Raw genomic sequence first — 17134 nt, forward strand, 5'->3', positions numbered from 1 at the left:
ATGCATTTCAGCGAACTGATGGCTGCCATTTCCACCCATGCGATCCGCCTTCAACAGGAAGATGAAGACCTGGTCATTCTGGGCAGCGACGACGCGCTGGATGACGCGTTGTGGGACAGCCTCGCGGCGCACAAGACGCAACTGCTGGAACTGGTTGCCCAACACGGCGGCGACTGGCTGAGCCCGGCCTTTCGCATCACCCCGGACATGCTGCCGTTGGTGAATCTGCAGCAGGATGCCCTCGACCGCATCGTCGCCACCGTGCCGGGCGGCGCCGCCAACGTGCAGGACATTTATCCGTTGTCCGCGTTGCAGGAGGGCATGCTCTATCACCATCTCTCGGCCGCTGCCGGTGACCCTTACATCTCGCAGGCGCGCTTCGTGTTCGACAGCCAGGAGCGGCTGCGCGCCTTCGCCGACGCGCTGCGCTGGGTGGTCAAGCGTCACGACATCCTGCGCACTTCGTTCGTCTGGGAATACCTCGACGAGGCGGTGCAAGTGGTCTGGCGCGAGGCGCCGCTGGTGTGTGAGGAAGTCAGCGTCGACCACGGCGCCGATGTGCTGACGCAACTGCTCGCACTTCACGACCCGCAGCACTTTCGCCTCGACATGCAGCAAGCGCCGCTGTTGCGCATGGTCTATGCGCAGGATCCTGCGCAGGGCCGTGTCGTTGCGCTGTTGCTGTTTCATCACATGATCATGGATCACGTGGCGCTGGATGTGCTGCGCCGGGAAGTTCAGGCCTGCCTGCTCGGGCAGACTGCGCAAGTGCCAGCGGCGGTGCCCTATCGCGATCACTTGGCCAAGGCACGCGGTGCCGGCAACGAGCAGGCGCAGGAAGCATTTTTCCGCGAAATGCTCGCCGACATTGACGAGCCGACACTGCCATGCGGCTTGCAGGATGTGCAGGGCGATGGCCACGCCATCGAAGAAGCCTCGCTGATGCTCGACAGCCGCTTGAGCCAGCAGTTGCGCGAGCAGGCGCGGCAGCTCGGCGTGAGCGTCGCGAGCCTGACGCATCTGGCGCTGGCACGTGTGCTGGGGCAATTGTCCGGGCGTACGGCGGTGGTGTTCGGCACCGTGCTGCTGGGGCGCATGGACGCGGGCGAGGGCGGCGAGCAGGCGTTGGGCATGTTCATCAACACCTTGCCGCTACGCGTTGATGTCGGCGAGCAAAGCGTGCGCGCCGGCGTGCGGACGACCCATCAGCGTCTGACGGCGTTGCTGGCGCATGAGCAAGCTTCGCTGGCGTTGGCGCAACGCTGCAGCGCGGTCGCGGTGCCGACGCCGCTGTTCAGCGCGATCCTCAACTACCGGCACAGCAGCGTCGAAGAAGTCGCTGATGTGGTCGATATTGCCCCCGGTGTGCAAGTACTCGGCGCCCGCGAGCGCACTAACTATCCGCTGACCATCAACATCGATGACCTCGGCGTGGACTTGCGCATCACCGCGCTGGCGGACGCAGCGCTGGGTGCCGAGCGCATGGCGGCATATCTGAATGCGGCGCTGGAAAATCTGGCGGCGGCCTTGCAAGACGCTCCCGACGCCGCGTTGCACACGCTGCAAATCCTGCCCGCCAGCGAACGCGAACAACTGTTACGCGGCGGCAATTCGCCGTTGGCGCAGTACCTCGACACCCCACTGATTCACCAGCAATTTGAAGCTCATGCGCAGGCCCGACCAGACGCCACAGCGCTGATTTTCAACGGTCAGACGCTCAGCTACGGCGAGCTCAATTGTCGTGCCAACCAAGTTGCCCATCACTTGCTGGCATTGAACATCCGCCCGGATGACCGCGTCGCCATCTGCGTCGAACGCGGCCCGCAAATGATCATCGGCCTGCTCGGCGTACTCAAGGCCGGCGCCGGTTACGTGCCGATCGATCCAGCCTATCCGCTCGACAGAATCAGCTTCACCTTGCAGGACAGCGCCCCGGCGGCCGTACTCATGCAAGCGGCAACACGTGGTCGCGTGGCCGATCTCGACGTGCCGCAAATTGACCTCGACAGCGGCCACCTCAAGGCCGAACTCGACAGCAATCCGCAGATCCCCGAACTGACATCAGCCCATTTGGCCTACGTGATCTACACCTCCGGCTCCACCGGTCTGCCCAAAGGCGTGATGGTCGAGCACCGCAACGTGGCGCGGCTGTTTTCTGCCACCCACGACTGGTTCCAGTTCAATCAGCAGGACATCGGGGCGCTGTTCCATTCCTTTGCGTTCGACTTCTCGGTCTGGGAAATCTGGGGCGCGCTGGCGTTCGGCGGGCAATTGCTGCTGGTCCCGCAAGCCGTCAGCCGCTCGCCGGACGATTGCTATGCATTGCTGTGCGAAGCCGGCGTGACCGTGCTCAACCAGACGCCGAGCGCGTTTCGCCAACTGATCGCCGCGCAGGGCCGCAGCACGGTGCAGCACTCCTTGCGCGAAGTGGTTTTCGGTGGCGAAGCGCTGGAGCCAGGCCTGCTCAAACCGTGGTACGCGCGGGTCGGCAATGCCGGTACACGGCTGGTGAATATGTACGGCATCACCGAAACCACGGTGCACGTGACTTATCGACCGCTGCAAGCTGCCGACGCGCAATTGGTCGGCGTCAGCCCGATTGGCGTGCGCATTCCCGACCTGCAACTGTATGTCCTCGATGCTCAGTGCGAGCCGGTTCCGGTCGGCGTGATTGGCGAGTTGTACGTCGGTGGCGCGGGGGTGGCGCGCGGTTATCTGAATCGCGAAGCGCTGACGGCCGAACGCTTTATCAATGATCCGTTCGGCGAAAACGCCGAGGCGCGGTTGTACAAAACCGGCGACCTCGCACGCTGGGCCGCCGACGGCAGCCTCGAATACCTGGGGCGCAATGACGATCAGGTGAAGATTCGCGGCTTCCGTATTGAACTGGGCGAGATCGAGGCGCGGTTGTCTACTTGCGAAGGCGTGCGCGAAGCCGTGGTGATTGCTCGCGAAGACAGCCCCGGTGATCAGCGTCTGGTTGCTTACTGGCTGGCCGACGCCGGTGCCGCGCCTGATGTGGCGCAATTGCGTGATCATCTGCTGTCTGTGCTGGCAGACTACATGGTGCCAAACGCCTTCGTGCGTCTCGACGCTTTGCCGCTTACCGCCAATGGCAAGCTCGACCGCAAAGCCTTGCCGGCACCGGACAGCGAGGCCTTCGCCCGGCGTGGTTTCGAAGCGCCGATCAGTGCCGTGGAAAATCTGATTGCCGAACTCTGGCAGACCTTGCTCGGTGTCGAGCAGGTCGGCCGTCATGACAATTTCTTCGAACTCGGTGGGCATTCGTTACTGGCGGTGAAGCTGATCGAGCGCATGCGCCAACAGGGTCTGCACTGCGACGTGCGGGTACTGTTCGGTCAGCCGAGCGTGGCGGCGCTGGCGGCGACCTTGAGCAGCGAACGCGTCATCATCGTTCCTGACAACCTGATCGAGGCGGGTTGCACGCGCATTGCTCCGGCGATGCTGCCGCTGGCCAATCTCGAGCAAGCCGCGATCGACCGGGTCGTTGCAACTGTGCCGGGTGGTATCGCCAATGTGCAGGACATCTACGGTCTGGCGCCGTTGCAGGCGGGGATTCTCTATCACCATCTGGCCACCAGCGCCGGCGATCCGTATGTGTTGCAGGCGCAATTTGCTTTCGACGGTCTGGCGCAGATCAAAACCTTCGTCCGCGCTTTGAACGGCGTGATCGCGCGCCATGACATTCTGCGCACCGGCATTGTCTGGGAAGGCCTGGAAGAGGCGGTGCAAGTGGTCTGGCGTGAAGCGCCACTGGCGCTGGAGCGCGTCGATGCCGATGAACTCGACGGCGACGTGCTGGAGCAGATGCAGGCGCGTTTCGATCCACGCCACTATCGACTCGACCTCAATCGCGCGCCGCTGATGCGCTTTGTTTACACCGAAGATCAGCCGCACCAGCGCTGGATCGGCATTCTCCTGCTGCACCATATCGTCCTCGATCACACCGCGCTGGACGTGCTGGTCGCGGAAATGAACGACGTCATGCTCGGCCGCAGCAGCGACCTGCCGCCGCCGGTGCAATACCGCCACTTTGTCGCGCAGGCGCGGCTCGGCGCCGATGATCAGGCCCACGAAGCGTTCTTCCGCGAGATGCTTGGCGATATCGACGAGCCAACCGTGGCTTTCGGCTTGCAGGACGTGCACGGCGACGGCAGCGCCATCCTCGACAGCCATGCCGAGTTGGACGCCGGCCTCGGCCAACGTCTGCGCGAGCAGGCACGGCGGTTGGGTGTCAGCGTGGCCAGTCTGGTGCATCAGGCCTGGGCTCAGGTGTTGGCGCAGGTGTCCGGCCAGCAGGACGTGGTGTTCGGCACCGTTTTGCTCGGGCGCATGCAAGGTGGGGAGGGCGCTGATCGGGCGCTGGGCATGTTTATCAACACCTTGCCGTTGCGCGTCAGCGTCGCTGCCGACTCGGTAGAAAACGGCGTTCGTGCCACGCATGCACGTCTGGCGCAATTGCTCGGCCATGAGCAAGCCTCGCTGGCACTGGCTCAGCGTTGCAGTGGTGTCGGTGGTTCGCAGACGCTGTTCAGCACCTTGCTCAACTACCGCCACAGTGCGCCTGAGTCGGCCGCTGTAGCGTGGGACGGCGTGCAGATTCTCAGCTCGCGCGAGCGCAGCAACTATCCGCTGGTAGTCAGTGTCGACGACCTCGGCGCAGGTTTCCGTATGAGCGTGCAAGCCGTGCCGCAAGTGGACGGCGCGCGGGTCTGCGATTACTTGCAAACTGCCTTGCACAGTCTGGTCACGGCGCTGGAGTACACGCCGACGGCGCCGTTGCAGCAACTGACGATCGTGTCGCCAAGCGAGCGGCAACGGGTGCTGGTCGGCTTCAACATCAGCGGTCGGGAATACCCGCCCGCGCAAACCGTACCGCGTCTCTTCGAAGCACAAGTGGCGGCGCATCCCGACGCGCTGGCGGTGGTGCAGGCTGAGCAACAGCTCAGCTACCGCGAACTGAATCAGCGCGCCAATCGTCTCGCTCATCACTTGATCGGCCTCGGCGTTCAAGTCGACGACCGTGTTGCGCTGTGCCTGCGACGCGGGCCGGACATGCTCGTCGCGCTGCTGGCGATTCTCAAGGCCGGCGCGGGTTATGTGCCGATCGATGCGGATTATCCGGCAGAACGCATTGCCTACCTGTTGCAGGACAGTGACCCGATCGCGGTGCTGGCGCAGGCATCGACACGCGACCTGCTCGGCAGGGTGCCGGTGATTGATCTGGACGCCAGCGACTGGCAGAACTTGCCTGACCACAATCCGCAACTGCCGAAGTTGACCCCGGCGAATATGGCCTACGTGATCTACACCTCAGGTTCCACCGGGCAGCCGAAAGGCGTGATGGTCGAGCACCGAACTCTGGAAAACCTCGTGCACTGGCACGCCGAAGCTTTTGATCTGCACGCCGGCAGCCACACCGCCAGCGTTGCCGGTTGCGGTTTCGATGCCATGGCATGGGAAGTCTGGCCGGCGTTGTGCGTCGGCGCGACCGTGCATCTGCCACCGCCCACGATCGGCAATGAACACCTCGACGAACTGCTCGAGTGGTGGCGCGCGCAGCCGTTGCAGGTGAGCTTTCTGCCGACCCCGGTCGCCGAATACGCGTTCAGCCGTGAACTGGGCCATCCGACCCTGCGCACGCTGCTGATCGGCGGCGACAAGTTGCGCCAGTTCCCACGGGATCAGACGTTTGATGTGATCAACAACTACGGGCCGACCGAAGCCACGGTGGTGGCGACGTCCGGGCGCATCGAGCCCGGGCGGGTTTTGCACATTGGCCGGCCGATTGCCAATGCCAAAGTCTATCTGCTTGACCGCCAACAACAACCGGTGCCGACCGGTGTGCAAGGCGAGTTGTATGTCGGTGGCGCCGGGGTTGCACGCGGCTATCTGAATCGTCCGGAACTGACCACTGCGCAGTTCCTCGACGACCCGTTCAGCGACGAGCCGCACGCACGCATGTACCGCACCGGTGACCTCGCGCGTTGGCTGGCCGACGGCAATATCGAATACCTGGGACGCAACGACGATCAGGTGAAACTGCGCGGTGTACGGATTGAGCTGGGGGAAATCGAAGCGGCGCTGAACGCTCACGATTCGGTCCAGGAATGCGTGGTGCTGGTGCGTGACGGGCGCCTGGTGGCGTGGTTCACCGACATCGAGCCGGTGGAGATCGGCGAGTTGCACCAGCATCTGCAAGCACGACTGCCTGACACTCTAGTGCCGGCGGCGTACGTGCGACTGGACAGCCTGCCGCTGACCACCCACGGTAAACTCGACCGCAAAGCCTTGCCCGAACCGGATCAGCACGCATGGCTCAGCCGTGAATATGAAGCGCCGCAAGGCCCGGTCGAAACAGCGTTGGCGCAGATCTGGGCCGACGTTCTGAACATCGAACAGATCGGCCGCCATGACAATTTCTTCGAACTCGGCGGCCATTCGCTGTTGGCGGTGAGCCTGATCGAACGCATGCGTCAGGCCGGTTTGAGCGCCGATGTGCGCGTGCTGTTCAACCAGCCGAACCTGGCCGCGCTGGCGCGCGCCTTGGGCAGTGGACGGGAAATCGCAGTGCCGGCCAATCTGATTGCCGACGATTGCACGCACATCACCCCGGACATGCTGACCCTGACAACGCTGGATCAGGCCAGCATTGATCGTATTGTTGCGACGGTGCCGGGCGGTGCTGCCAATGTGCAGGATATCTACCCGCTGGCACCGTTGCAGGAAGGCATTCTTTATCACCACCTCAGTGCCGAACAGGGTGATCCGTACCTGCTGCAATCACGTCTGGCTTTCGACAGCCCCGAGCGTTTGCAAACCTTCGCCGAGCACTTGCAGCAGGTCATCGCCCGCCACGACATTCTGCGCACCAGCGTGGTCTGGCAAGGCTTGCCCAACCCACAGCAAGTGGTCTGGCGCGAGGCGCAGATGGTCGTGCAGCAAGTGCCGCTTGATGCAGAGGACGGCGACATCCTCGAGCAGTTGCACGCACGTTTCGATGCCCGGCATTACCGCCTCGACCTGAATCAGGCACCGCTGATCCGCATGGTCTACGCCGAGGATCCGGCGCAACAGCAAGTCGTCGCCATCGTGCTGTTCCATCACTCGATTCTCGACCACACCGCCATGGACGTGATCGGCCGGGAAATGCACGCGTTGATGTTCGAACAGATCGACACGCTGACGCCGCCGATGCCTTATCGCAATTACGTGGCGCAGGCACGCTTGGGCGCCGATGAGCAGGAACATGAAGCGTTTTTCCGCGAGATGCTCGGCGACATTGACGAGCCGACCTTGCCCTTCGGTCTGCAGGATGTGCAGGGCGACGGACGTGGCATCCAAGAAGCGCTGCAACCGGTCGATGCGGCGCTCAATCTGCGTCTGCGCGAACAGGCCCGGCAGTTGGGTGTCAGCCCGGCGAGCCTGATGCACATGGCCTGGGCGCAGGTGCTGGGCGTGGTTTCCGGCCGCCGCGACGTGGTGTTCGGCACCGTGTTGATGGGGCGGATGCAGGGCGGCGAGGGCGCCGACCGCACGCTCGGGGTGTTTATCAATACCCTGCCACTGCGGGTTGATCTCGCTGAAAGCGTACGCGCCGGGGTGAAGTCCACCCATACGCGGCTGACGGCGTTGCTCGGCCATGAGCACGCCTCGTTGGCGCTGGCCCAGCGGTGCAGCGCGATGGCCGGTTCGGCACCGCTGTTCAGCGCGTTGCTCAACTATCGACACAGTGCCGCCGAGCAGCAGCCGCATGACGGCCAGGGTATCTGGCAAGGCGTGCGCATGCTCGGCGGCGAGGAGCGCAGCAACTATCCGCTGACCCTGTCGGTGGATGATCTGGGTGAAGGTTTTGCCTTGGACGTGCTGGCAGTCGCCGAGATCGGTGCGCAACGGATTTGCAGTTACATGCACACCGCACTCGAACATCTGGTGACGGCACTGGAAGAAGCACCGCAACGTCCGCTCAACCGTTTGCCGGTGCTTTCGGTGGCGGAATACGAACACTTGCTGGTCGGCTTCAACCAGCACTCAGCAGCCTATTCGCGTGGCGCGACGATTCAGCGGATGGTCGAGGCTCAGGCCGAGCAGCAGCCGGATGCACTGGCCGTGGTGCAAGGCACGCAGCACCTGACCTACGCTCAGCTCAACCAGCGGGCCAATCGCCTGGCCCATCACTTGCTCGGGCTCGGCGTGCAGCCCGATGACCGTATCGCCGTGTGCCTGCGCCGTAGCCCGGATATGCTCGTCGCGTTGCTGGCGATCCTCAAGGCCGGCGCCGCTTATGTGCCGGTCGATCCAGCGTATCCGGCGGAACGCATCGCCTATCTGTTGCAGGACAGCGCGCCGATGGCGGTGCTGGCGCAGGCTGCGACGGCTGATTTGCTCGGCGCCGTGGCGCTGATTGATCTGGACAATCCCACCTGGCAACAGCTGTCCGACAACAATCCGCAATTGCCGACGCTGACCCCGGCACATCTGGCCTACGTGATCTACACCTCTGGCTCCACCGGCCAGCCGAAAGGCGTGATGGTCGAACACGCGACGCTGGAAAACCTGGTGCACTGGCACTGTGAGGCCTTTGATCTGCGCGCCGGCAGCCACACATCGAGCGTCGCCGGGTTCGGTTTCGACGCCATGGCGTGGGAGGTCTGGCCGGCGTTGTGTGTCGGCGCAACCCTGCATCTGCCGCCAGAGTCGGTGAGCAACGAGCATTTGGACGAGCTGCTTGAGTGGTGGCGCGCGCAGCCGTTGCAGGTGAGTTTCCTGCCGACGCCGGTCGCCGAATATGCGTTCAGTCGCGACCTCGGTCATCCGACCTTGCGCACGCTGTTGATCGGTGGCGACAAACTGCGCCAGTTCCCCCGCGAGCAGACGTTCGCGGTGATCAATAACTACGGCCCGACCGAAGCCACGGTGGTCGCCACCTCCGGCGCAGTCGAGGCCGCGCATGTGCTGCACATTGGTCGGCCAATGGCCAACGCGAAGATTTACCTGCTCGACGACCAGCAGCGCCCCGTACCGGTCGGCGTCGCCGGCGAGTTGTATGTCGGCGGTGCCGGTGTGGCGCGCGGTTATCTGCATCGCCCCGAACTGACTGCCGAACGCTTCCTCGACGACCCGTTCAGTGACGAACCGCAGGCGCGCATGTACCGCACCGGCGACCTCGCACGCTGGCTCAGCGACGGCAACGTCGAATACCTGGGGCGCAACGATGATCAGGTCAAACTGCGCGGCGTGCGCATCGAACTGGGCGAAATCGAAGCGGCGTTGAGCGCTCACGAAGCCGTGCAGGATTGCGTGGTGCTGGTGCGCGACGGCCAGTTGCTGGCGTGGTTTACCGAACGCCAGAACGTCGAGATCGAGGATTTGCGCAGTCATCTGCAAGCGCAGTTGCCGCAAGCCCTGGTGCCCGCCGCTTACGTGCGCCTGCAATCGCTGCCGCTGACCGCCAACGGCAAACTTGACCGCAAAGCGCTACCGGAGCCGGATCAAACGGCGTGGCTGAGCCGCGAATATGCCGCGCCGCAGGGTTCGGTGGAAATTGCGCTGGCGCAGATCTGGTCGGATGTCCTCAAGGTCGAACAGGTCGGCCGTCACGACAACTTCTTTGAATTGGGCGGGCATTCGTTGCTGGCGGTGACGCTGATCGAACGCATGCGTCAAGTCGATCTGAGCACCGACGTGCGCGTGCTGTTCAGCCAGCCGACGTTGGCCGCACTGGCGGCGGCGGTGGGCAGCGGTCGCGAGGTCAGCGTGCCGGACAACCTCATTCCGGCCGATTGCACGCACATCACCGCGGATATGCTGACGCTGGTGCAACTGGATCAGGCCAGCATCGAGCGCATCGTCGCCACGGTGCCGGGCGGCGCGGCCAACGTGCAGGATATTTATCCGCTGGCGCCGTTGCAGGAAGGGATTTTGTATCACCACCTCAGCGCCGTGCAGGGCGATCCGTACCTGCTGCAATCGTGTCTGGCATTCGACAGCCTCGAACGTGTTCAGGCGTTTGCTGCGGCACTAAGGCAGGTCATGATGCGTCACGACATCCTGCGCACTTCGATTGTCTGGCAAGGGCTGGCGGCGCCGGTGCAAGTGGTCTGGCGGCAGGCGGAGCTACCGGTCCAAGCCGTGGCGCTGGAGCCTGCGCAGGGCGAAGCCATCGATCAACTGCGGGCGCGCTTCGATGCGCGGCACTGGCGTCTGGACCTGGATCAGGCACCGCTGCTGCGTCTGGTGTATGCCCTCGACCCGGACAATCAGCGCGTCGTCGCCATGCTGTTGTTCCACCACATCGCCATGGACCACACCGCGCTGGCGGTGGTCAGTGAAGAAATGCAGGCAATTTTGCAGGGTGATGAGCGACTGCCGGTGGCCGCCGTTCCTTATCGAAATTATGTGGCGCAGACCCGCCTTGGTGTCAGCGAACAAGAGCACGAAGTGTTCTTCCGCGAGATGCTCGGTGACATCGACGAACCGACGCTGCCGTTCGGTTTGCACGATGTGCACGGCGACGGTAATGACATCGAGGAAGTCTGCCAGCCGCTGCCAATAGCGGTGGCGCAGCGTCTGCGCAGTCAGGCGCGCTTGCTCGGCGTCAGCGTTGCCAGCCTGTTCCATCTCGCTTGGGCGCAAGTGCTGGCGGCAACGTCCGCGCAGGAACGGGTGGTGTTCGGTACGGTGCTGCTGGGCCGTATGCAGGGCGGTGCGGGCGCGGATCGCGGGTTGGGCATGTTCATCAACACCTTGCCATTGCGCGTGGATGTCGATGAATCCGCCGTGCGCGCCGGGGTCAAGGCAACCCATGCGCGGCTCAGTGCGTTGTTGGCTCACGAACATGCTTCGCTGGCGCTGGCCCAGCGTTGCAGCGATGTCGCGGCGCCGTCGCCGCTGTTCAGCGCAATGCTCAACTACCGCCATAGCGACAGTGACGTCCGACAAGACGCCAAACGTGAGGCTTGGCAAGGCATCGAATCCCTGGCCGGCGAGGAGCGTACCAATTACCCGTTGACCCTCAACGTCGATGATCTGGGCAACGGTTTTGAACTGACCGTAATGACCCCGTCGCGCATTGGTGCGGCACGCCTCGGTCAGTACATGCACAACGCGCTGATCGCACTGGTTGAAGCCTTGGAGCACACACCACAGCAAGCGTTGAATCGCCTGACGGTGTTGTCGGACGAAGAGCGGCAGACGTTGCTGTTCGGCCTCAACGACACCCACGTCGATTACGATTTGCAGCAGACGCTGCACGGCTTGTTCGAAGCGCAGGTGCGGCGTACGCCACAGGCTGTCGCCGTCGTCGCCGGCGATCAGGCATTGAGCTACACGCAACTGAACGAGCGCGCCAACCGCTTGGCCGGGCACTTGATCGGCCTCGGCGTGCAAGTGGATTCACGGGTGGCGATCTGCGTCGAACGCAGCCTGGAAATGGTCATCGGCCTGCTGGCGATCAACAAGGCCGGCGCCGCTTATGTGCCGCTGGACCCGGCCTATCCGCCGGAGCGCCTGGCCTACATGCTCGAGGACAGCGCACCGGCCGTGGTGCTGGTGCACGGGACGACCCGCACGCTGCTGGGAGAAATCTCCGCAACGATGGTCGATCTTGACCAGAACACCTGGCAATCCCTGTCTGGCGACAATCCGCAGATCCCGACGCTGACGCCACAACACAGCGCCTACGTGATCTACACCTCCGGCTCGACCGGCCAACCGAAAGGCGTGGTCAACGAACACGCCGGGGTGGTCAACCGCTTGTTGTGGATGCAGGACGCCTATCGCCTGACCGCTGCCGATTCGGTGTTGCAGAAAACCCCGTTCAGTTTCGACGTGTCGGTGTGGGAGTTCTTCTGGCCACTGATGACCGGCGCGCGACTGGTCATGGCAAGACCGGACGGGCACAAGGATCCGCAGTACTTGAGCGAAGTGATCGAGCGCGAACACATCACCACGCTGCACTTTGTGCCGTCGATGCTCGACGTGTTCCTCGCTAACAGCGACACCACACGCTGCGACAGCCTGCGGCAGGTGATGTGCAGCGGTGAGGCGTTGCCGGGCAATGTCGTGCGGCGCTTCAAACTGCAATTGCCGGGCAGCGGTTTGCACAACCTGTACGGCCCGACCGAAGCGGCCGTCGACGTCACCGCGTGGGATTGCGCCGGGTCCATCGAGCAGACCCCGGACAACACACCGATCGGCAAACCGATCGCCAACACCCGCATGTATATCCTCGATGCGCAACAGCAGCCGGTGCCGCAAGGCGTGGTCGGCGAACTGTATATCGCTGGTGTGCAGGTGGCGCGCGGTTATCTGAACCGGCCGCAACTGACGGCAGAACGCTTCCTCAAGGATCCGTTTCATCCGCACGGGCGCATGTACCGCACCGGCGACGTCGCGCGGTATCGACCGGACGGCAACATCGAATACCTGGGGCGTAACGATGATCAGGTGAAGATCCGCGGTCTGCGTATTGAGCTGGGCGAAATTCAGGCACGCCTGGCCCAGATCGAAGGGGTGCAGGAAGCCGTGGTGGTGGCCCGTGAAGACGTGCCGGGCGACAAGCGTCTGGTCGCGTATTACACCGGTCAGCGTTTGGAAATCGACCTGCTGCGCGGTCATTTGCTCGAGCACTTGCCGGACTACATGGTGCCCGCCGTGTTCGTGCATCTCGATGCTTTACCGCTGAGCCCCAACGGCAAGCTCGACCGCAAGGCGCTGCCGGCGCCGGATCAGCAAGCGCTGAAAACACGCGAATACGAAGCGCCGGTCGGCGACGTCGAAATCACCCTCGCACGGCTCTGGGCCGAGTTGCTCAACGTCGAGCGAGTAGGGCGCCACGACCACTTCTTTGAACTGGGTGGTCACTCATTACTGGCGGTCAGTCTGATCGGCCGGTTACGTCAGGAAGGCATGGAAGCCGATGTCAGGGCGTTGTTCGAACAACCGACCCTGGCCGGCTACGCCGCAATTACGGAAAGAATGGAGATCGTCCTGTGAATGTGCTCGAACTATTGGCAACCCTGAAGGCAAAAGACATTCAGTTGGCGGTGACCGATGAGCAATTGCGCGTCAATGGCAACAAACAGGCGTTGAGCGACCCGGCGCTGCTGGCCGCGTTGCGCGAGCACAAACCAGCGCTGATCGAACTGATCAAGGCCGGCCAATACTCAGCCACCCGTGTCGGCCAGATCGACGTTCCGGCTAACGGCATTCTCCCCGGCAGCACGTACATCACGCCAGCGATGGTGACCCTGGCTGAAGTGGATCAGGCGACCCTTGATCGCTTGCTCGCCGAGGTACCGGGCGGCGCCGCCAATGTGCAGGACATCTACCCACTGGCGCCGTTGCAGGAAGGCATTCTCTATCACCACGCGAGCAACGAGCAGGGCGATCCCTACGTCATGCAATCGTACTTTGCGTTCAACAGCCGTGAGCGTCTGCAGGATTTCGCCCAGGCGTTGCAAAAGGTTATTGATCGCCACGATATCCTGCGCACAGCGGTGCATTGGGAGGGGCTGGACGTGCCGCTGCAAGTGGTCTGGCGTCAGGCACAGTTGCCGATGGAAGAGGTCGTGCTGGCAGACGGCGAAAGTGATGCGCTGCAGCAAGTGCACGAACGTTTCGATGCACGGCATTTCCGTCTCGACGTGCGGTGTGCGCCGATGATGCGTCTGGCCTACGCGTGGGACGAGGACGCTCAGCGCGTGGTCGCGACGTTGTTGTTCCATCACATGGCCCTGGACCACTCGGCGCTCGACGTGGTGCGTCACGAACTGCTCGCCTGCCTCACCGGCGACGATCAATCGCTCGGGCGCCCGGTGCCGTTTCGCAATTACGTCGCGCAAGCGCGGCTGGGCATCAGCGAAGCCGAACACGAGGTTTTTTTCCGCGAGATGCTCGCTGACATTGCCGAGCCGACGCTGCCCTACGGGTTGCAGGATGTGCAGGGTGACGGCCTCGGCATCACCGAGCTGAGCCTGCCGATCAACCCGTTGCTCGGCCAGCGTCTGCGGGCGCAGGCGCGGCAGCTCGGCGTGAGTGCCGCGAGCCTGTTTCATCTGGGCTGGGCGCAGGTACTGGCGGTGCTCACCGGTAAACAAAACGTCGTGTTCGGTACGGTGCTGATGGGCCGTATGCAAGGCGCCGAAGCCACCGAACGGGCGCTGGGGATTTTCATCAACACCTTGCCGCTGCGGGTCGATGTCGATGCGCAGGGCGTGCGTGCGGCGGTGGAGGCGACGCACAAACGCCTGACCACGCTGATGCGCCACGAGCACGCGCCGCTGGCATTGGCCCAGCGTTGCAGTGGCGTGGTCGCGCCGACGCCGTTGTTCAGTGCCTTGCTCAATTACCGGCACAGCCACACGGCGGCAACGGCCAGCGCCGAGACGCTTGCCGCCTGGGAAGGCATCAGCACGATCAGTTCCGAAGAACGCACCAATTATCCGCTAACCCTGAGCGTCGATGATTTCGGCGATGCCTTCAGCCTGACCTTGCTGGCGACCACCGAGGTCGATCCACAACGCATCTGCGCTTACCTGCATTGCGCCCTGGAAAGTCTGGTGTTGGCGCTGGAGCAGGCGCCCGATACCGCAATCAACCAGTTGCCGATTCTGCCGGCGGCCGAGCGCGAGCAGGTGCTGTTGGCATTCAATGCCACTCAAGCCGACTACCCGGCGACGTTGACCATCGCCCAACGTTTCGAGGCGCAAGTGGCGCAGCGGCCCGAAGCCGTGGCCGCGCAATACCTCGGTGAGCAACTGAGTTATGCCGAGCTCAACCGGCATGCCAATGCCTTGGCCCATCATCTGATCGCACTGGGGGTCAAGCCCGATGATCGCGTCGCCATCGTCGCCCGTCGTGGCCTCGATACGCTGGTCGGGCTAGTGGCGATTCTCAAGGCGGGCGCCGGTTATGTGCCGGTTGACCCGGCGCACCCGGCCGAGCGTCTGCATTACTTGCTCAGCGACAGCGGCCCCGTCGCCGTGCTGACCCAAAACAATCTGTGTGGGCGCTTGCCGGCGCTGGCGGTGCCGGTGATCGATCTCGACCCGCTGACCTGGCCGCTCAGCGAAACCTCTGATCCGCAGGTGCCGGGCCTGACCGCCGCACATCTGGCCTACGTGATCTACACCTCCGGTTCCACCGGCCTGCCCAAAGGGGTGATGGTCGAACACCGCACCTTGTCGAATCTGGTCGACTGGCATTGCTCCGCGTTTGATCTGTGCGCCGGTCGCCACACCTCCAGCCTTGCCGGGTTCGGTTTCGACGCCATGGCCTGGGAAGTCTGGCCAGCGTTGTGTGCCGGCGCGACCCTGCATCTGGCACCGACGCACGAGGGCAGCGAGGACATCGATGCGCTGCTCGACTGGTGGCGCGCGCAGCCACTGGACGTGAGTTTCCTGCCGACACCGGTCGCCGAATACGCGTTCAGCCAGAACCTTGAACACCCGACGCTGCGCACGCTGCTGATCGGTGGCGACCGCTTGCGCCAGTTCAGCCGCAACCAGCAATTCGATGTGATCAACAACTACGGCCCGACCGAAGCCACCGTGGTCGGCACCTCTGGCCGCATCGAGGCGGGCGACGCCTTGCACATCGGTAAACCGGTGGCCAACGCCACGGTGTACCTGCTCGATGAACAGCAGCGGCCGGTGCCGATTGGTGTCATGGGCGAGTTGTACGTTGGCGGCGCCGGGGTCGCTCGCGGCTATTTGAACCGTGCCGACCTGAGCGCCGAACGCTTCCTCCACGACCCGTTCAGCGCCTTGCCGAATGCGCGCATGTATCGCACCGGCGATCTCGCACGCTGGCGTGCGGACGGCACGATCGAGTACCTGGGGCGTAACGACGATCAGGTGAAAATCCGCGGCGTGCGCATCGAGCTCGGCGAAATCGAAACTCGCCTCAATCAGTTGCCCGGCATTCAGGAAGCCGTGTTGCTGGCGCGCGAAGATGAACCCGGCCAGCCGCGCCTGGTGGCGTATTTCACCGAGCAGAGTCAGGTCGAACCGCTGGCCGTGGCCGAGTTGCGCGCGCACCTGTTGACTCAGTTGCCGGAGTACATGGTGCCGGTGGCCTTCGTCAAACTCGACGCACTGCCGTTGACCGCCAACGGCAAGGTCGACCGCAAGGCCCTGCCAAAACCTGAGCGTGCGGCGCTGTTCACCCGCGAATACGAGGCACCGCACAACGAACTGGAAAGCGCCTTGGCGCAGATCTGGGCACAGGTGCTGCAGGTCGAGCGAGTAGGGCGTCAGGATCACTTCTTCGAGCTCGGCGGCCATTCGCTGTTGGCCATGCGCATGGTGTCCCAGGTTCGCCAGCGCCTTGGCGTGGAGCTGGCACTGGGCGATCTGTTTGCCAATGCCGAACTGGCAGCGGTTGCCGAGGCGGTGGCGCAGGCCGGGCGCAGCACGCAACCGGAAATAGTTGCGGTGGCCCGTGACGGCGCCTTGCCGTTGTCGTTCGCTCAGCAGCGCTTGTGGTTTCTCGCACAAATGGAAGGCGCCAATACCGCGTACAACATTCCCATCGGCCTGCGCCTGCGTGGGCAGTTGAATGAACCGGCCCTGCAACAAGCCTTGGCGTGCATCGTCGCGCGGCATGAAACCCTGCGCAGCCGTTTTGCCCAGTTCAATGACGAGGCGCAAGTGCTGATCGCCCCGGTCGACAGCGGTCTACTGTTGCGCGTTGAAGATTTGCGCCAGCACCCGCAACCCGACGAAACCTTAGCGGCGCTGATTCAGGGCGAAGCCTCGGGGCCGTTCGATTTGCAGGACGATGCACTGATTCGCGGTCGGTTGGTGCGCCTCGCCGACGATCATCACGTGCTGTTGCTGACCTTGCACCACATCATCTCCGATGGCTGGTCGATGGGGGTTCTGACCCGTGAACTGATGGCGTTGTATCAGGCGTTCAGCCTCGGTCAGCCGGATCCGCTGCCGCCCCTGGCGTTGCAATACAGCGACTACGCGGTGTGGCAGCGACGCTGGCTCAGTGGTGAGGTGTTGCAGCGCCAAAGTGAATACTGGCAACAGACCTTGGCCGGTGCGCCAGCGCTACTGACCCTGCCGACTGACCGCGTGCGCCCGGCACAGCAGGATTACGCCGG

General features: G+C 63.6%; 2 protein-coding genes (1 of these 2 only partly in view). Both read left to right on the forward strand.

From position 1 onward, the window contains the following. Nucleotides 1–13017, forward strand: coding sequence for a non-ribosomal peptide synthetase (locus FGA82_RS18840; protein WP_141128219.1), 13017 nt, complete (start codon nt 1–3; stop codon nt 13015–13017). Next, a protein-coding gene (locus FGA82_RS18845) for a non-ribosomal peptide synthase/polyketide synthase (protein WP_141128220.1) crosses the window boundary here: on the forward strand, nt 13014–17134 show its beginning. 13726 nt of this gene lie beyond the right edge of the window; only the first 4121 of its 17847 coding nucleotides appear in the window; its start codon is at nt 13014–13016; its stop codon lies off the right edge, out of view. The genes FGA82_RS18840 and FGA82_RS18845 overlap by 4 nt, the downstream gene beginning before the upstream one ends.

This window comes from Pseudomonas fluorescens, from assembly GCF_005938625.1.
Classification (GTDB): domain Bacteria; phylum Pseudomonadota; class Gammaproteobacteria; order Pseudomonadales; family Pseudomonadaceae; genus Aquipseudomonas; species Aquipseudomonas fluorescens_BD.

Excerpts from the sequence above, each read along its gene's own strand:
- FGA82_RS18840 (WP_141128219.1), top strand. The coding sequence starts at position 1 with ATGCATTTCAGCGAACTGATGGCTGCCATTTCCACCCATGCGATCCGC.